Raw genomic sequence first — 18098 nt, forward strand, 5'->3', positions numbered from 1 at the left:
TTCACAGTGTGCTGCTGAAAACATTAATTCCGCGCAAACCCCGGCAAAGCAGCATCGGCTTATTTTCGGGCATGAATTTTCTGGATCTGCTCATCCTCATTCCGGCCATCTGGGGTTTCTGGCGTGGTTTTACCAAAGGCGTAATTATGGAAGTAGCTACGCTGGCCGCGTTTTTCATTGGCGTGTGGGGCGGCATTCACCTGTCTGATTCACTCGCGTCTATCATTCGCGGGTGGATGGGCTCGCAGTCGGAATACATTCCGCTGGTGGCGTTTGCGCTGGTGTTTGTGGGCATTCTCATGGCCGTGTACGGTGTGGCCAAATTAGTGGACCGTGTGGCCGAAAAAGCGGCGCTGAGCATTGTAAACAAAATTGCCGGCGGCGCATTTGGCGGCTTCAAATTTGTACTTATCCTGAGCGTGCTTTTCTTTGTGCTCGATGCCGTGCAGAAAAGCGTGCCCCTGCTTCCGCCGCAAATCAAGGAAGGTTCGCTGCTCTACGGCCCCGTAGCCAAAGTAGCACCCGCCGTTATCCCCGGACTCACCGAAAGCAACCTCGGCGAAATGATTCCGAAAAAAGAAGATGTAGAAGTAGATGTGGACGTGAACCTGAAATTGAAAGATTCCACCAAAAAAGACAGCGAGTAACTACTTGATAAAATAAATTGGAGCGAACCTGATGGTGCGGTATAATGCCGCTTGGCTCCTGCCTTACGCTACAATGCAGCCGCAAAAAATACAACTCAAACCACCTTGTTTTTGCGGCTGCATTTCCACTCCAGTCAGGGCTAGAAATTCAAACCACCGGGTGCAATAAATAAACAGTGAAAAGGGAGTGAAGAAACAACTTCCAAGCACACGCCACACAGTGAGTGCGTGCTCAGCCGCTGCCGGAAATACCTTTACTTCAGCTTAAACGAATTCAGAAACCGGTCGGCCTGTGTGTTGAGCAGGCGGCTGTTTTCGGTAAGCACCATTACCGTGTAAATGCGTTTGCCCCGGGCAAATTTGCGTATGCGTGCAATACCGGCATTGTCGCCCACGGTTACGCGGTATTCAAATCCGCTGGCGGCACCGGCTTTTACGGGGCGCACCAGCGTATCCACAAAGCCCGTGCCCACGCCCCAGGCATACACCTGCACATCGGCGCGGAAAAGCTTTTCGTAATGCGCCGCAAGCTGGCTCAGCGTATCGGTGGTGGTGTATTGCGACACGGCATAATACACGTTTGAATCAAGGTGGCCCTGCGGCGGTTCGTAATACACTTTTATGCCTGATACATCGCCTTCCATGGTGGCGGTGTCTTGCGGTGTGCCGGGAAATTCGGCTGTCCACGCATCGCCTTCAAACACCACACCACCGCTTTGCCCGCACGAGGCAAGCAGCAGCAGCAAAAACGCGGGCAGCAGCAGCAGTTGTTTCATACGCATCAGGCCTGAGCGGGCTCGGCGTTTACAGCATCCACACCGGGCAGTGAGCCGGCTTCAATGTATTCCAGCAGCGCGCCGCCGCCGGTTGATACATAGCTCACCTTGTCGGCCAGCTTGTATTTGTTTATAGCCGCCACACTGTCGCCGCCGCCAATAAGCGAATACGCGCCCGCAGCCGTAGCCGCCACAATGGCATCGGCCGCCGCTTTGGTGCCCTGCGCAAAATTCTCCATCTCAAACACGCCCATGGGGCCGTTCCACAAAATGGTTTTCGATTCGGTAATCACCTTGCTGTACAGCTTCCCGGTTTCAGGACCGATATCAAGACCCATCCAGCCGTCGGGAATGGCATTTACGGCGCAGGTCTGGCGGTTGGCGTCGTTGGCAAAATTATCGGCGCACACGGCGTCAACCGGAATGTAGAGGTTTACGCCTTTGTCTTTTGCGGCCTGCAGAATATTGCGGGCGGTATCCAGCCGGTCATCTTCGCAAAGCGATTTGCCGATGCTTCCGCCCTGCGCTTTTACAAACGTAAAGGCCATGCCGCCGCCAATAATAATGTTGTCGGCTTTGGCGAGAAGCTGCTCAAGAATGAGGATTTTGTCCGACACTTTGGCCCCGCCCAGAATGGCGGTAAACGGCTTCTCAGCACCATTAAGCACTTTGCCAATGCCGGCCAGCTCGCCGTGCATCACAAAGCCAAAGCATTTGCGGCCGGGGAAATATTTTGCAATCACCGCCGTAGAAGCATGTGCGCGGTGCGCGGTACCAAAAGCATCATTCACATAAAAATCGCCCAGCTGCGCAAGCTGCTGCGCAAAGGCTTCGTCGCCCTTTTCTTCCTGCTTGTGAAAGCGCAGGTTTTCGAGCAGCAGTACTTCGCCTGACTTGAGTGCCGCCGCAGCCGTGGTGGCCGCTTGGCCCGTGCAGTCGGTGGCAAAATTCACGTTCACGCCGCCCAGCAGCTGCGAGAGATGCGCCGTGAGGTGTTTGAGCGAATACTTTTCAGACGGCCCTTCTTTGGGGCGGCCCAGGTGCGACATGAGAATACATGCACCGCCGTCGTTCAGAATTTTCTGAATCGTGGGCACCGCCGCCCGCATACGCGTATCATCGGTAATGGCAAACGACTCGTTGAGCGGCACGTTAAAATCCACACGAATCAGGACTTTTTTGCCGGCGAAGTTGAAATGAGCAACGGTTTTCATGATTTTTTGTCGGAATGAGGCTGCAAAAATACAGTTTTCGGCGGCAAAATCATTCCCGCACCCAAAACCAGAGTTGTGTATATTCGTTGCAACAACTCGGCTTCCCATGCGCGCATTATACATTATCGGAATCGTATTTGCTTTTTTCTTCATCATTGTAATGGTGGCCGGCACCGCCGGTACCGCCAGTGAAAAAAGAGGCTACTACAACAGCTACGAACTTTACGAATACGATTACAGCGAACCCGAATACGTGCGCTCAACCGAAATTGCCGTAAGCATTTCGTTTGTGTATTTCGTGTTTATGTATGTGCTGTACATTCTTTCGCTGGTGCTTGTAAAAACCACAGCGTCCCGCATATTCTCCATTATCGGGTTGTCGCTTACACTGATAATGACGGTGTGGGGCATACTTGTCATGAACAATCCGCGAAGCATTACGTTTGATGAAGTGGGCGGTGCGTGGATTTTGTACGGACTCATTACGCTGAGCATTGCCATTATTGGCACGGTGCAGGCATTCAGGTATTACAACCTGCAGCGTGCCGCACAAACACCGCAAAGCTGGCCGCCGTATGGTCAGCCCTACCCGCCTTATCCGCCGCAGCAGCCCTACGGGCAGGGCTATCCGCCCTACAACCCGCAGCAGTATCCGCCGCAGCCGCCCTACCCGCCGCAACAACCCAACTACGGCCAGCCGCCGTATCCGCCGCAGCAAGGACAACCACCTTACCCGCAGCAGCCGCCACCCGGGCAGGCACCCTGGATCAGATAAACAAAAGAGGCAACCCGCGCGGGCTGCCTCTTTTAGAGGCTGTTAGGGAATTTTGTTTTGCTTTGATTTTGCAGGATTTATTGCCAGATCGAGGCGGTTTTTGAGTCGATACCCGGAGGGTCTCGGCGAAAAAACCAACGAAGAGATGGCAAAAAAGACGCGAAATCATTAAAAAGAAAATTCTCTAACAGCCTCTTATATTTCAGTCAACTCAACCAATTACTGTTTAAGCAGTTTCATGGTTTTCATTTCACCATCCACGGCCACTACCTGTACAAAGTAGATGCCCTGGCTGAGGAATGAAATATCAAGCAGCACCTGATTATCGCTGGTTACATTATCGTGGCGGGCCACGACGCGGCCTTCGCTGTTGAGGATGAGGATAGAAGCTGCATTGCTTACACCGCTCAGGTCAACCGTAACCCTATCGCCTGCCGGGTTGGGGAAGAGCGAGGGATTTTCGCGCACGGTGGTTTCTTTTGCCACCGGCTGCTGCGGAGCCTGATCAGCCGAAGGCATGCCGAGACGCGGCGTGCCGGTAATCCACAAATCGAGGTTGTAGCACTGTGTGGTGCTGAACGCGCTGTTGTAGCCCCACACACGCAGGTAGTATGTGCCCGGAGTCATGGCTGCGCGGGTAAACGACTCGTTGGTGGTGCCACCGTTGGTGCCCGATTGCAGCACCACACCAGCCGCATCAAGCAGCTGCAGATCGTAATCGGCCGGCAGGTTGCTAAGCTGGAAATCAACACTGGTTGAAGCAGCGGTGAGCGTAAACTTGTAGTAATCGTTATCGGTAGTGGTTGAAATCTGCGACCCGATGGTTGAGTTCATGTTAATGATGGGCGCCGCAGAAGTAGAGTTGTTTGGCTCGTAGGTTTCGGTGCAGGCGGTGGGTGTATTGTAAATCCACACCCCACGGCCATAGGTAGCTACGCGCACACGTCCGGCGCCGTTGTTCTGAATATCAATTTCGTTGATCGCTACACGGGGCAGATTCGACGTAATTACCGACCATGTGGTGATGGTGTTGTTGCGGGTATATACGCCAATGTTCATGCCCACATACAGGTTTTCGGCAGCGGTATTGTCAACCACTACTGTACGGGCAGCAATGGCGGGCAGCGTGCCGGTAATGTCGGTAAATGTGGCGCCTGAGTTGGTGGAAACACGCACTTTACCGCCGGTGGTGGCAATCCATATTTTGGTGGCCGTAGAAGGGCTCACACAAATATCGCTGATGCTGCCTGCGCCGGTTATGGCGTAGGTTGTCCAGCTGGTACCGCCGTTAGTGGTTACGTAAAGATTGCTTCCCGAGCAGGCGTAAATGTAGTTTGCGTTTGACGGAGCCACGGCCACATCGCTGATGGTGGCTGTGATTGCGCCTGAGATGAGCGAGAAGGTTGAACCGCTGTTGGTTGATTTATACACGCCCGAACCGCCGGCAAAAATGATGCTCTCGGTGGTGGGGTGTATGGCCAGCGGAGTAACCCAGTCGCCACCCGGCACCGCAGCCAGGTTGGCGCGCGAATTACCGCCATTGGTTGAACGGTAAAGCTGTCCGAACTGACTGGTGCCCCAGATGTTGAGTGAGTTGGTGGGACTTACCAGTCCTTCCATACCATCGGCACCGAGCCAGCTTACCAGTGTGCCCGTGCTTTGCGATGCGGTAGAACCATTGTCCTGCGCGCCGCCAGTCCACACGGTGGTGTTGGTGGGCGAGCTGGCAATGCGGTAAAACTGCATGATGCCAAGTCCGTTTGAAATATCGGTCCAGTCGTCGCCGTTGTTGGTGCTGCGGTAAATGCCGCCATCGGAAAGCGAGTAAAGCGAAGTGCTTACATATTCAAGGCCATGAATATCGGCGTGGTTGTAACCGGTGGTGTTGGGCGCAAACCATTCGGTGGTGGCGGTAAAGGATACGCCGGCGTTGGTTGACCTGAAGCAGATAATGCCTGCAATGTGCACAAGGCTTGCATTGGTGGGCGATACACAAATGGCCATATCGTACCAGGCCTGTCCGCCGGTATCCGAACCATCGGCATTGTAGCCGAAGAAGTTGTTTACGCCTGCCGAGCCTGAGATTTGAGTTACAAAGCTGGCGCCTGAGTTGGTGGAATAATACAGGCGGCCAAAAATGCTTCCGCTGGCTTGTACAATATACACTACAGCCGGGTTTGCGGCACTCACACCAATCATGCTGCGGCCGGTGTTGGTAATGCCTTGTCCGGCACCAAGCACAGTCCAGGTTACACCGTTATCGGTAGAGCGTACAATGCTGCCGGTGCCCGATGCATACATGGTGTTCGGGTCGCCGGGCTTGAACTCCATGTCTTCCTTCATAGAGAAATGCACCTGTGTCCAGGATGTGCCGCCGTTGGTGGAACGGAAAATTCCGTTCGATGCAGCCGCAAACACAATGCTGGAGTTGGTGGGATGGATGAGGATGCGGCGGATTTCGCCGGTGGGGCCGCTGCCGAGCACGGTCCAGTTTACACCACCATCGGTTGATTTGATGACCTGATTGGCGGAGTTGCCGGTGCCGGCATACACAATATTCTGGTTGGCCGGATCAATGGCAATGGAATAAATATGCATCCACAGGTTGTTGTAATCGGTAACGGGCACCCAGCTTACACCGGCGTTGGTTGATTTCCACATACCGCCGCCGGGCGAACCTACATAAATGGTATTGGTGTTGCTTGGGTGAATGGCCATTGCGGTAAGACGGCCATTACCCGGGTTCCAGCCCGAGGTGCGGTTCCATGTAGTGGGGCCAAGTTGTGTCCAGCTTCCAACCGGCACATAACCAATACGCTGGTTGGATTGGGTGAGGAAGTTTTCGTAAGCCATTTCCTCTTCGGCAAGGTTGCGGACATAACCCTGCTCATTGAGGTGAAACTGGCTTTCGTATTTCCAGCGCTGATACTGTTTGTAACCGCTGCCACGGCCGGTGCCCACACGGGCAAAATAATCGGCAGCCAGCGCATCAATCTCGTCGATCTTCAGATCACGACGATTAATGATGTCGTTGATGTTCTCCACCCGCTCAGTCTGCTGAGCAAATGCACCGCCGCTCAGCAAAGCCGCAATGCAAAGGATTCTGATTTTTTTCATGAGTTGTGTGTCTTGATGAATCACTAATTAAGCACATACAAACCAATAAGTAAATAACTGTGCATCAGCTTTTATCAACAGATCCACTTATCGGGAATTACAAGTATTTGTAAATGGAATTATTACACGAATTAAATACATTCTAAACGATTTCTTATGCTATAAATAGTGTAAAAAGCCTTTTTTATTGGGTTTAAAAAGGTTTTATGGAAACAATACGCGACCTGTTAATTGTGCACTTAACTTATTAACAGTTCCGATTATTATATGCAGGATTATTTTTTAGATCCTGCAAAGGTGTTTCGGGTTCGTTAAGAATACACATAGCTGGTTGGCAAAAAAGCCCCGGAGCTTCTTATCTTAGCAGCATGTTTTTCCGCGATATTATTGGTCAGCATGATGTAAAGCAACGGCTCATACACACTGTATCGGGCAGCCGGATTAGCCATGCGCAGTTGTTTTTCGGGCCCGAAGGTTCGGGTACACTGGCACTTGCGCTGGCTTATGCACGTTACGTACATTGTACAAAACGCAACGCGGAAGATGCCTGCGGCGAATGCCCCTCGTGTGCCAAGTATGATAAACTGGTGCACCCCGATTTGCATTTTGTGTATCCGGTGGCACTGTCGAAAGATGTGCGCGTGAGCACACACGTAATTGCCGAATGGCGGCAGGCATTTCTTGAAAATCCTTACCTCACGCTCGACGAGTGGTTTAGCCGGCTGGAGGCCGAAAACAAACAGGCGGTAATCGGCACGGAAGAAAGCGGCGAAATTCTGCGCAAACTCAGCCTCACCACGTTTGAGGGCGAATATAAAATCATGCTCATCTGGATGGCGGAGAAGATGAACCTGCAGGCCGCCAACAAGCTGCTGAAAATTCTGGAAGAACCGCCCGATAAAACATTGTTTCTGCTGGTTACCGAAAGCGAAGACCAGCTGCTGCGCACCATTGTAAGCCGCACGCAGTTAGTAAAAGTGCGCCGCATTGCCGACAACGACCTGCGCGATGCGCTGATGCAGCGCCACCAGCTCAGTGCCGACGATGCTGCAAAAATGGCTTATCAGGCCGATGGCAGCTATGCCGCGGCGCGCCTGCTGCTTGAGCGCGACGAGAATGCGGCGTTTTACTTAGCCACCTTCCAGAAATGGATGCGCGCCAGCCTGAAGTTTGATGCGCAGAAAGTAATTGCATCGGTTGACGAACTGGCCTCCATTGGCCGCGAACGCCAGAAACAATTCCTCAGCTATTCACTTGATCTGGTGCGCGACAGTCTGGTGCTCAATTACGGCGATGCTGCGCTGGTGCGCCTTACCGGCGAGGAACTTGGTTTTGTACAAAAGTTTGCCCCGTTTGTACACAAAGCCAACGGCGAACGCTTTATTGATGAACTGAACACCGCCGCACAGCATATTGAGCGCAACGGAAGCCCGAAGATTATCTTCATGGACCTTTCGTTTAAGCTGAATGAGATGCTGAATGTGCCGAAGGCGGTGTAACTGTCAGGTCGGGCGGAGCCGAGACCAGACAGGGGTGCTGGGCCGAATTAAGCTTGCGGTATTTTATTGCTTCTGCCGGAATGATTTTCTAGCCCCGGGCAAACGGATGGCCGCACTTTGTAGTATGTAATAATAAGGCCAAAAGGCGGACAGGAGCGCGCACGGGAGCAGGTGGTTTTTTATTGCGCTTTTCGGTTCGCTCCGAATTATTTTTTTAGCCTACTTCCACTCCTCACTCAGCACCCGACGCTGTTCGTACCACGTAATATACTGCACTAAACGCGGCATTGTGCCCCGGTTGGGTGTGGCACAATGCGGCAGGGCGTTGTGCCAGATAATGAGATCGCCTTTTTTGCCGGGTATGGTTACGGGCCTGCCGGTTTCTGCGGCAAGTTTGCGCGGATCGGCGCCGGGGGGAAGGCTGCGCAGCCACTCGTCTATCTTCAACTGAAAGCCGGGCACGCACTGAAATGCGCCCTGCTCTTGGCTCACGTCATGCAAATACAGTAAGCCTTGCAGGTTGTACGGAACGGGCGGCACCAGACTTACATCCCAGTGCAGCGGTGTGCCGGCAAATTTATTTGAGCCGGTTTCAGGCGTATTGAAGCTCACCTTGTCGATAGTGACCTGAATGGCGTGGTGGCCGTAAAGCTGCTCATACGCCTTGCGGATACGCGCCGACATGCGGTTGCGCTGCAGGGCAGGATGATTGAAAAGCTGAAGCATCATGCCCCGCCTGCCCTCGTGCGCAGTGTACCAGCTTGCGGGGTTTTGCGGATCGGCCTGAAGATACTGCCAAATGGCAGCCGCAGCCGCATCACAATCTTCGTCAGACACGGCATGATGCAAAACCACGTAGCCGTTCTGTTGCCAGAAAAGCAGATCGGTTTCATTGAGCACAGGCGTTTGAAGCTGTTCTGTACCGGCAAATACCATGCGCGCACGGAACCAGTGTGCAAACTCCTGCACACTGCGCGGCTGAAAAAACAAAAAGCCCATCAGCTCATCCACACTCACGCCATACTGATTGAGCAGCTGCACATCGGCCGTCCAATGCGCCAGCCGTTGGTCCTGATTGGCCGAAGGGTTGTGGTAGCGCTGCCAGAGTGCATAAATTTCCTGCGCGGTGGGCTGCATAAGTCTTGAAAATGCAAAACTGTTTATACCATGAATGTATGCGCAGAAAACGAATGTGCAAAGCAGCCGTGCAGAAACGGGTATTTACACGCGGATGTATTTACACGCTGCACCACGAAGATTAATAAGCAGATGGCCACAGTTACTTATCTTCGTGCTTTTACAAGCGCTATGAACGAACAAAGCATAAACTCATCAAAAGCGCCCGAGCCGGTTGGGCATTATCCGCATGCACGCCGCGTGGGCAATTTACTTTTCCTTTCCGGTGTGGGTCCGCGTGAAAAAGGCTCGAAAAAAATTCCGGGTGTGGAGCTTGATGAAAACCGCAACATCCTGAGTTACGATATTGAAACGCAGGTGCGCAGCGTGTTTCAGAATGTGCGCTGGATTTTGGAAGATGCCGGAAGCAGCTGGGAACAAATTGTGGACGTAACGGTGTTTCTGACCAACATGAAAGACGATTTTGCCACCTACAACCGTCTTTGGGCCGAGTATTTTCCCGAAAACCCGCCCTGCCGCACCACGCTGGAAATAAACTGCCTGCCCACGCCCATTGCCATTGAACTGAAGGTAATGGCCACTATTGGCCAGTAGCATGCTATCGTCGCGTTATTCGCTTGCCTGGCTTGTGACCGGACTGTGTGCGGCGGTGTTGCTGCCCACACTGTTTATGCGCGGCATGTTTTTCGACGGTGTGTTTTACGCCAACATGAGCATGAACTTTGCGGCAGGCGAAAGCACATTCTGGGAGCCGAAATGCAGCAATACGTTTTATGCGGTATGCCACGAGCAGCCGCCTTTGTTTTTTGCACTGCAGGGGGCATTTTTTTACGTGCTCGGCAATTCCTTTCTCACCGAACGTATTTACGATCTGGCCGCAGCCTTGCTGAGTGTGTGGCTGCTGCTGCGTATTGCAAAAGCAACCGGCCACAGCGCATCGGGCTGGATGGCGGTGCTGTGCTGGATGATAATGCCCGTCACATTCTGGGCATACCACAACAATGTAATTGAAGGCACGCTGAGCATGTTTACACTGGCCGCCATGCTGCACCTGATGCGTGCGCTGCACGAAGGCAAACGTGAAACGCAGCACCTGCTGCTGGCCGGGTTGTGGATTGCGGCGGCAGGACTTACAAAAGGCGTTCAGGGCATGTTTCTGCTTGCCGCGCCGGGGCTTTGGTGGCTGGTGATGCGGCGCAGCACATTGGGGGCGGCGCTCAGGCAAACGGCGCTGGTGCTGACGGTGCCGCTGGCAGTTACGGCCTTTTGCTGGTTTAACGAAGCCGCACAGCGCAGCTTTGCCGCTTATTTTGAGCACCGTTTGGCGAGCACGTTTGCAGGCCTCAACAGCACGGGCAGCGGCAGGTTTCACCAGCTTTACGAATTGCTGCTGAACATGCTGCCGGTAATGGGTATAGCGGCACTGCTGGTTTTGCTGCTGCGCAAAAAGGCACAAAAGCCCGCCGCCTACGATTTGCGTTTAGCTGCGTTTATGCTGGCGGCGGGGCTGGCGGGTATTTTGCCGCTGATGGTTACGCTGGAGCAGCGCGGATTTTATCTGGTTACTGCATTGCCGCTTGTGGCGCTGGCCTGTGCGCTGTTGCTGCATCCGTACACTACAGCCTTGCAGGCCGCACTTCAAAACCGTGTGCCGGCAAGCCGCGTGGTAGCCGCCATGGGTATGCTGCTGCTTGCCGGGGCGGTGGCGGCCGCAGCCATGCTGGGCGGAAGCTACAAACGCGACGAAATCAAACTCCGCGACCTGGAAACCGCCGCCCGCTTTATTCCGCCCGGCAGCATTATTGGCCATGATACCGCCGCAACAGACTGGACGCTGATGCACAATGCGTGGCGGTTTTACAAAATAAGCCTCGCCTTTCCCGAAACGCCCGACCCGGAATGGGTGCTGCTGCCGCAAGGCAAACAGGCGCCCGAAGGGTATGCAGTGGTGGAGTGCGGGTTGCGGGAAATGGTGTTGTGGCGGAGGAGGTGAGTGATATTTTTCTTCGTATGTTTATATAAAATAAAAAGCAATGAGTGTTGAATCTCTTAAATCTTATTTACACTTACGGATTGATAAAGCTGACGAGCTTCTGCTGAATAAGATCGCAGCAATTATTGATGAGTCAGTGTCCGATTCTGAGCAACACGACACTGATAATGATTTGCTTACCCCTGCTCAGAAGCAGGAACTTGAGAGGCGCTATCAGGAATATCTTAGTGGCAATACTGAATCTTATAGTTTTGAGGAAGTAAAAATGTATTTGAGAACCCGAAAAACATCTTGAACTTGGCTTACACCTTCATTATACTTAAAAACGCCAGAGAGGATTTAAAAAAATTTATGACTATTATCTGACTATAAATAGAGCGCTTGCCGAACGCTTTTTGAGTGAAATAGACGATACAATTATGATTGTGCGTCGCTTTCCATTATCGAGAAGCCACTTTTGGAAAAACTACCGATTGGTATTGTTGCCCTCATTTCCATACTTTCTTTGTTACACAATAGAAGAACAAAAACTGGTTTTTCATGCCGTTTTTCCGGCCAAAGATGATCCTGATAAAATACTTAACTCCCTGCAAGGATAATCCGTCTTGCTTATATTACACGCTGCCGTGAACCTGATCATTACGTGCTTAGTCTTCTTCCGCTCCCGAAAGGATGCTGCTGCAAGGCAAACAGGCGCCCGAAGGGTATGCGGTGCTGGAGTGCGGGTTGCGGGAAATGGTGTTGTGGCGGAGGAGGTGAGTGATAATTACTTTTTTGTATCTTCAACAAAAACAAAACATCATGCGTGAAGAAACATTAAGATCATATCTGCGACACAAAATTGATCACGCGGACAAGGATTTACTTATCACAATAAAAAATATGCTTGATGAATATCTTCATGTGCAACAGGAGAAACAATTTGACCTGAGTGAAGAAGAGAAAGAAGAGTTAACTACTCAATATAATCGCCTGCTTAAAGGCGAGGTTAAAACATACACTGAACAGGAATTAAGAGAACATATCTATAAAAACAGAAAAAGCAAAAAAGCAAGCTAGTCTTTATGAAGAATAGAGAATATCTCTTTTTGCCTGTAGCACTTAATGATATTAGTAGAATTTGCGCCTATTTTGATGATGAGAGTGACTATAAAGGGGATCGATTTTACAATGAATTGATTGAGGAAGTTAAATACGTTAGCCAAATGCCGCGCTCAAGAAGGAAGTATCATAAATATTTCCGTGTAGTGTTCATGCCTAATTTTCCTTTTGCGATTATCTACTCGTTAAATAAAAATGTCATTTATATTCATGCAGTCCGTTCTACGAAACAAGATTTGAAGCGTGTTTTGTATGACCTGAAACAGCAAAGTAAATAATTAACTGACAATAATTTATGGGGCTCTTGTTGCTCATCGTCAGCAAAACATCCCTGTATTTTTCGGCCCATAGCAGTAAATCATCGGCTTCCTGTATTATTATTTCAAACCAGTGCTTATCTTCGTTCCACTGTGTTACAGCTTTTGCAAACCATATCATCTCTCCTTATTGCCCGTCCGGCATTGCGCCTTATTCCTGTGCGAATTAGATAGCCCGGCGGCGTAATTTGTTTTTACTCACTTATTCGTTTCGCCGGGCTTTGCCGAATTACCTCCCGAAAGGGCGGAAGCTCTGCTGTTTCAGCACTTTTCACTAACTTCGCGCGCAATGAAAAAATATCCCGAATACCCGTCGCTCGACCTGCCCGCTGTGGCTGATGCCGTGCTTGCCGACTGGGACAAAAACAAGATTTTCGAGAAAAGCGTTACCTCACGCGAGGGTGCCGAGCCGTTTGTGTTTTACGAAGGACCGCCTTCGGCAAACGGTATGCCCGGCATTCACCACGTAATGGCCCGCACGCTGAAAGACATATTCTGCCGCTACCAGACACTGAACGGCAAACAGGTAAAACGCAAAGCCGGCTGGGACACCCACGGCCTGCCCATAGAACTGAGCGTGGAAAAAACGCTGGGCATCACCAAAGAAGCCATCGGCAAAACCATTTCCATTGAGGATTACAACAAGGCCTGCCGCACCGAGGTGATGAAATACACCCACCTCTGGGAAGACGTAACCCGCAAAATGGGTTACTGGGTTGACATGCGTGATCCTTACATCACCTACGAAAACAAATACATTGAGAGCGTGTGGTGGCTGTTGCAGCAGCTTTACAAAAAAGACCTGCTCTACAAAGGCTACACCATACAGCCCTACTCGCCTGCAGCCGGCACCGGCCTTTCCTCGCACGAGCTGAACCAGCCCGGCTGCTACCGCCCGGTGAAAGACCGCTCGGCCGTGGCCATGTTCCGCGTAAACGCTTCGGAGCAGGCGGCAAAGCTGTTTGGCAATGAGCCGGTAAGCATACTGGCCTGGACCACCACGCCGTGGACACTCTCGTCGAACACGGCACTGGCGGTGGGCAAAGACATTGAGTACGTCCTCGTACAGTCGTTCAACGCATACAGCCACCAGCCCATGCGTGTGGTGCTGGCCAAAAATCTTCTCGGCAATTATTTCGACCCCAAACTGGCCGAAATGCCGCTGGAAGACTACAAGCCGGGCGACAAGAAAATTCCCTACCGCGTGCTGGCCGAATGCAAAGGCAGCGAGCTCGTGGGCCTCGCCTACGAACAACTCCTGCCCTACACCCTGCCCGCCGAAACGCCCGAACAAGCTTTCCGCGTAATTGCAGGCGACTTTGTAACCACCAGCGACGGCACCGGCATTGTACACATTGCCCCCACCTTTGGTGCCGACGATATGCGCGCCGCCAAAGCAGCCGGTGTGCCCGCCATGCTTGTGCGCGATGAAAACGACAAACTCGTGCCGCTGGTGGATCTGCGCGGAAAATTCCGCCCCGAAATGGGCGAGTTTGCCGGCGAATATGTGAAAGCCGACTACCTCAGCGAGGCCGAAAAAGCGGCCGAAGTGGAACGTATGAAAACGCTTTCCGGCTCGCCGCTTGCCGAACTGGTGGCCAAAATCGTGAGCCGCACAAACGAATACCTCAGCACCGACGAGCGCATCATCCTCAAGCTCGAACTCGAAGGAAAACTCTTCAAAAAAGAAACCTACGAGCACAACTACCCGCACTGCTGGCGTACCGACAAGCCCGTGCTGTATTACCCGCTCGACAGCTGGTTTATCCGCGCATCGGCCGCCAAAGAGCGTATGGCCGAGCTGAACAAAACCATCAACTGGAAACCCGAAAGCACCGGTACCGGCCGCTTTGGCGAATGGCTCAACAACCTGCAGGACTGGAACCTGAGCCGCTCGCGCTACTGGGGCATTCCGCTGCCGATCTGGGTGAGCGAAGACAAAACCGAAATGCTTTGCATTGGTTCGGTGGAGGAACTGAAAACTGAAATTGAACGCAGCCAGGCAGCCGGATTCATGAGCAGCAATCCGCTCGGTAAATTCACGCCCGGCGATTTCAGCGAGGAAAACTACCACAGCTTCGACCTGCACCGCCCATACGCTGACGATATTGTGCTGGAGCGCAACGGCAAAAAACTGTTCCGCGAAACCGACCTCATCGACGTGTGGTTCGATTCGGGCGCTATGCCGTATGCCCAGCTGCACTACCCGTTTGAGAACAAGGCGCTGGTGGACGAACGCAAATACTTCCCGGCCGATTTCATTGCCGAGGGTGTGGACCAGACACGCGGCTGGTTTTACACGCTGCACGCCATTGGTGTAATGCTGTTTGACAGCGTGGCTTACAAGGCGGTAATTTCAAACGGCCTGGTGCTGGACAAAGTGGGACAGAAGATGAGCAAACGCCTCGGCAATGCCGTGGATCCGTTTGAAACGCTCAAAAACTTCGGCCCCGATGCCACGCGCTGGTATATGATTACGAATGCCTCGCCGTGGGACAATCTGAAATTCGACATTGAAGGCGTGGCCGAGGTGCGGCGCGGTTTCTTTGGTACGCTTTACAACACCTACTCGTTTTTTGCGCTGTATGCAAATATCGACGGGTTTGAGATTGATGAAATGAATGTGGTGCCGGTAGCAGAACGCGAGGAACTGGACCGCTGGATTATTTCGAAACTATACTCGACCGTGAAATTTGTGCGCGGGCGCATGGAGGATTATGACCCCACGCCGGCTGCACGCGCCATTGAGGAGTTTGTGGATGTGCACCTTTCAAACTGGTACGTGCGCCTCTCGCGCCGCCGTTTCTGGAAGGGCGAAATGACTGTGGACAAAAAAGCGGCCTACGAAACGCTTTACGAGTGCCTGAATGTAACGGCACAGCTTATGGCGCCGTTTGCCCCGTTCTTCAGCGACTGGCTGTATCACAACCTTACCGACGGCATCCGCGCCAAAGCCGTTGCGCACCACACGCCGCTGGCGCCCGAATCGGTACATCTTACGCTGCTTACCCGGCCCGATGAGACGCTTATTGATACAGAGCTTGAGGCGCGCATGGAGCTGGCGGAAAAGTTTTCGTCGCTGGTGCTTTCGCTGCGCAAGAAGGCCAATATCCGCGTTAGGCAGCCGCTGAGCCGTGTAATGATTCCTGTGCTGGATGCCGATTTCCGTCAGCGCCTCGAAAAAGTGCAGCACCTGCTTTTGCATGAGGTGAACGTAAAAACGCTGGAATACGTAACCGAATCAGGTGTGTTTGTGAAGAAAATCAAGCCCAATTTTGTGATTTTGGGCAAGAAACTGGGCAAACACATGAAAGCGGTGGCTGCACAGATTACAGGCTGGGATCAGGCGCAAATTAATGATCTTGAGCAGCGTGGCTGGGCCGACGTGCAGGTGGAGGGCGAAACCCTGCGCATTGAGCGCAATGAGGTGGAAATACTCATTGACGACCTGCCCGGCTGGCAGGTGGCTACCGACGGCAGACTGGTGGCCGCACTGGACGTGACCCTTACGCCCGAACTGGCCGATGAAGGGCTGGCGCGTGAGCTGGTGAACCGGATTCAGAACCTCAGGAAAGACAAAAACTTCGAGGTTACGGATCGCATTGGGGTGAAGATCAGCGCAAACGATAAGCTGACCGCGGCTGTTAATAATAATTTCAACTATATTTGCTCGGAAACTTTGGCGACCTCGTTCGAAATTGTCTCTGATCTAACTGATTCTGAGGCTACTGCGGTTGAGGTTGACGAAGCGGTCAAAACGTTTGTACTAATCACCAAACAACACTAAAACCTTCCGAACCATGGCGAAAAAAGCGAAAAAAGCAACTAAAAAGGCTCCCGCTAAAGCTGGTGGAGCTAAAAAGGCTACGGTAAAAAAGGCAGCAAAAAAGGCCGCTCCCAAAAAAGCAGCCAAGAAAGCAGCTCCTAAAAAAGCAGTGAAAAAGGCCGCTCCGGCGAAACCGGCAAAAAAAGCCGCTAAAAAAGCAGCTCCTAAGAAAGCCGCTAAAAAGGCCGCTCCGGCGAAAAAAGCAGCTCCCAAAAAAGCCGCTAAAAAAGCCGTTGCGAAACCGGTGAAAAAAGCGGCTCCGGCGAAACCGGCAAAAAAAGCCACACCCGCCAAGAAAGCCGCTCCCGCAAAAAAAGCCGCTCCGGTAAAGAAGGCCGCAGCACCGGCAAAACCGGTGAAAAAAGCCGCTCCGGCACCCGTTAAGAAAGCCGCTCCGGCCGCAAAACCAGCGCCCGTGAAAAAAGCAGCCCCGGCTCCCAAACCGGCTCCCGCTAAACCGGTTGAAGTAAAAAAAACACCCGAACCTAAGCCCGTGCCCGCCAAACCGGTTGAAGTAAAAAAAGCTCCCGAACCCAAGCCCGCACCCGCCCCGGTTCCCGCTCCGCCCGCACCCATCATGCCCGAGGATGACCTCATGCTTGACATGGATATGGATGATAACGACACCCCCGCCTCAACCGGACCCCGCGTTGACGAAGGTCACGAGTCTGACATTGAGCGTGGCGCGTTCGACCACTTCTAATTTGATTACGAATTGAACTGATTTTGTGATGGCCAAGAAAGCAATCAAAAAAGCACCCGCAAAAAAAGCTCCTGCTTCCGCTAAGAAAGTGAAAGCAGGAGCCAAGCCGGCCCCGAAAACGGGGAAAAAAGCACCAGCCAAAGTTGTGGGTGCGAAAAAAACCGCCGGTGCAAAATCGTCGGCTAAAGCGAAACCGGCTGCAAAAACAATCGTAAAAAAAGCACCGGCTAAACCTGTGAAGGCCGCCGCCGCAAAAAAACCGTCGGCCCCCGCTAAAAAAGCGGCCACGACGATTGCTAAAAAGGCCGTTAAACCCGCCGCTAAACCGGCACAGAAAAAAGGATCAGCACCAGCTAAAAAAGTGGTGGCTAAAAAACCTGCCAAGGCTCCTGTAAAAGCAGCACCGGCAAAAGCAGCTCCGCCTAAAAAAGCGGCGCTGCCTGCAGCCAAAAACGCGCCCAAAACAGCAGCACCGGCTAAGCCCGCCCCACAAAAAAATATCGCAGCTCCTGTGGTAAATGTTAATTCTCCTGCTGTTAAATCTGTTGTGAAACCGAATGTGGGTATGTCTGTAAAAAACAATAAACCTGAAGCCAACAAAGGCAATGACGATCAGCGCTCTCGCTACTCAGACGCTGAACTTGTAGAATTCAAAGAACTCATCAACAAAAAATTAGAAGAAGCCACCCGCGACTATGAGCTGCTGAAGAATACGCTCTCGCACAAAGATGACCATGGCACCGATGACACTTCCCCCACATTTAAATTGCTGGAGGACGGATCGGATGTGCTTTCGAAAGAAGAAACCGCACACCTTGCTGCCCGTCAGGAAAAATACATTCAGAACCTGAAAAATGCGCTCATCCGCATTCAGAACAAAACCTATGGTATTTGCCGCGTTACCGGAAAACTTATTCCCAAAGAACGCCTGCGCAGTGTGCCGCATGCCACACTGAGCATTGATGCAAAATTAGGACAGGGCCGTTAAGCCTT

Annotated in this window: 18 protein-coding genes; 12 read left to right on the top strand and 6 right to left on the bottom strand. The window is 52.3% G+C overall.

Going from position 1 to position 18098, the window contains the following annotated elements; all coding sequences use genetic code 11:
• Positions 1 to 71 precede the first annotated feature (71 nt).
• Positions 72 to 647 (top strand): CvpA family protein, encoded by a 576-nt coding sequence (locus IM638_04890; GenBank protein MCA6362350.1) that lies wholly within the window; start codon positions 72 to 74, stop codon positions 645 to 647.
• A 254-nt stretch (positions 648 to 901) separates the two neighbouring features.
• Here IM638_04890 and IM638_04895 read toward each other — a convergent pair whose 3' ends face one another.
• Together IM638_04895 and IM638_04900 are read right to left on the bottom strand one after the other, a co-directional pair.
• The gene (locus tag IM638_04895; protein ID MCA6362351.1) at positions 902 to 1423 is read right to left on the bottom strand and encodes a hypothetical protein; all 522 of its coding nucleotides are present in this window, start codon (positions 1421 to 1423) and stop codon (positions 902 to 904) included.
• A gap of 5 nt (positions 1424 to 1428) precedes the next feature.
• A complete protein-coding gene (locus IM638_04900; protein ID MCA6362352.1) occupies positions 1429 to 2637 on the bottom strand; it encodes a phosphoglycerate kinase in 1209 nt (402 codons plus the stop codon).
• Positions 2638 to 2743: 106 nt separating this feature from the next.
• Here IM638_04900 and IM638_04905 point away from each other — a divergent pair, with 106 nt between their 5' ends.
• Positions 2744 to 3412, top strand: a complete 669-nt coding sequence (locus IM638_04905; GenBank protein MCA6362353.1) for a hypothetical protein — start codon at positions 2744 to 2746, stop codon at positions 3410 to 3412.
• 219 nt (positions 3413 to 3631) lie between these two features.
• Here IM638_04905 and IM638_04910 read toward each other — a convergent pair whose 3' ends face one another.
• Positions 3632 to 6529, bottom strand: coding sequence for a T9SS type A sorting domain-containing protein (locus tag IM638_04910; protein MCA6362354.1), 2898 nt, complete (start codon positions 6527 to 6529; stop codon positions 3632 to 3634).
• A 368-nt stretch (positions 6530 to 6897) separates the two neighbouring features.
• Between IM638_04910 and IM638_04915 the strand changes: the two genes are divergently transcribed.
• Complete coding sequence (locus IM638_04915; GenBank protein ID MCA6362355.1) at positions 6898 to 8028, top strand: DNA polymerase III subunit delta; 1131 nt, start codon at positions 6898 to 6900, stop codon at positions 8026 to 8028.
• A gap of 219 nt (positions 8029 to 8247) precedes the next feature.
• Here IM638_04915 and IM638_04920 read toward each other — a convergent pair whose 3' ends face one another.
• A complete protein-coding gene (locus tag IM638_04920; GenBank protein ID MCA6362356.1) occupies positions 8248 to 9165 on the bottom strand; it encodes a phytanoyl-CoA dioxygenase family protein in 918 nt (305 codons plus the stop codon).
• 171 nt (positions 9166 to 9336) lie between these two features.
• On the opposite strand from IM638_04920, the gene IM638_04925 reads away from it, so the two are divergent.
• The 7 genes from IM638_04925 (at position 9337) to IM638_04955 (ending at position 16363) form a co-directional block, all read left to right on the top strand.
• Positions 9337 to 9759, top strand: a complete 423-nt coding sequence (locus IM638_04925) for a RidA family protein (GenBank protein MCA6362357.1) — start codon at positions 9337 to 9339, stop codon at positions 9757 to 9759.
• Position 9760: 1 nt separating this feature from the next.
• Positions 9761 to 11158: a glycosyltransferase family 39 protein gene (locus IM638_04930; GenBank protein ID MCA6362358.1), complete on the top strand. Its 1398-nt coding sequence runs from the start codon at positions 9761 to 9763 to the stop codon at positions 11156 to 11158.
• A 40-nt stretch (positions 11159 to 11198) separates the two neighbouring features.
• Positions 11199 to 11453 (top strand): addiction module protein, encoded by a 255-nt coding sequence (locus IM638_04935; protein MCA6362359.1) that lies wholly within the window; start codon positions 11199 to 11201, stop codon positions 11451 to 11453.
• 52 nt (positions 11454 to 11505) lie between these two features.
• A complete protein-coding gene (locus IM638_04940) occupies positions 11506 to 11757 on the top strand; it encodes a hypothetical protein (protein ID MCA6362360.1) in 252 nt (83 codons plus the stop codon).
• A gap of 202 nt (positions 11758 to 11959) precedes the next feature.
• A complete protein-coding gene (locus IM638_04945) occupies positions 11960 to 12217 on the top strand; it encodes a hypothetical protein (protein ID MCA6362361.1) in 258 nt (85 codons plus the stop codon).
• A 5-nt stretch (positions 12218 to 12222) separates the two neighbouring features.
• Complete coding sequence (locus tag IM638_04950) at positions 12223 to 12537, top strand: type II toxin-antitoxin system RelE/ParE family toxin (GenBank protein ID MCA6362362.1); 315 nt, start codon at positions 12223 to 12225, stop codon at positions 12535 to 12537.
• A 328-nt stretch (positions 12538 to 12865) separates the two neighbouring features.
• Positions 12866 to 16363 carry an isoleucine--tRNA ligase gene (locus tag IM638_04955; protein ID MCA6362363.1) on the top strand — a complete coding sequence of 1166 codons (3498 nt, stop codon included), beginning with the start codon at positions 12866 to 12868 and terminating at the stop codon, positions 16361 to 16363.
• Here IM638_04955 and IM638_04960 read toward each other — a convergent pair.
• Positions 16343 to 16843, bottom strand: coding sequence for a hypothetical protein (locus IM638_04960; GenBank protein ID MCA6362364.1), 501 nt, complete (start codon positions 16841 to 16843; stop codon positions 16343 to 16345). The genes IM638_04955 and IM638_04960 overlap by 21 nt on opposite strands.
• On the opposite strand from IM638_04960, the gene IM638_04965 reads away from it, so the two are divergent.
• Positions 16818 to 17105: a hypothetical protein gene (locus IM638_04965; protein MCA6362365.1), complete on the top strand. Its 288-nt coding sequence runs from the start codon at positions 16818 to 16820 to the stop codon at positions 17103 to 17105. The genes IM638_04960 and IM638_04965 overlap by 26 nt on opposite strands.
• Here IM638_04965 and IM638_04970 read toward each other — a convergent pair.
• The gene (locus IM638_04970) at positions 17037 to 17702 is read right to left on the bottom strand and encodes a hypothetical protein (GenBank protein ID MCA6362366.1); all 666 of its coding nucleotides are present in this window, start codon (positions 17700 to 17702) and stop codon (positions 17037 to 17039) included. The two genes, IM638_04965 and IM638_04970, sit on opposite strands and share 69 nt — an antisense overlap.
• On the opposite strand from IM638_04970, the gene IM638_04975 reads away from it, so the two are divergent.
• Positions 17671 to 18093, top strand: a complete 423-nt coding sequence (locus IM638_04975; protein ID MCA6362367.1) for a TraR/DksA C4-type zinc finger protein — start codon at positions 17671 to 17673, stop codon at positions 18091 to 18093. The two genes, IM638_04970 and IM638_04975, sit on opposite strands and share 32 nt — an antisense overlap.
• Positions 18094 to 18098: the final 5 nt, after the last annotated feature.

It is taken from the genome of Bacteroidota bacterium (assembly GCA_020402865.1).
Taxonomy (GTDB): domain Bacteria; phylum Bacteroidota; class Bacteroidia; order Palsa-965; family Palsa-965.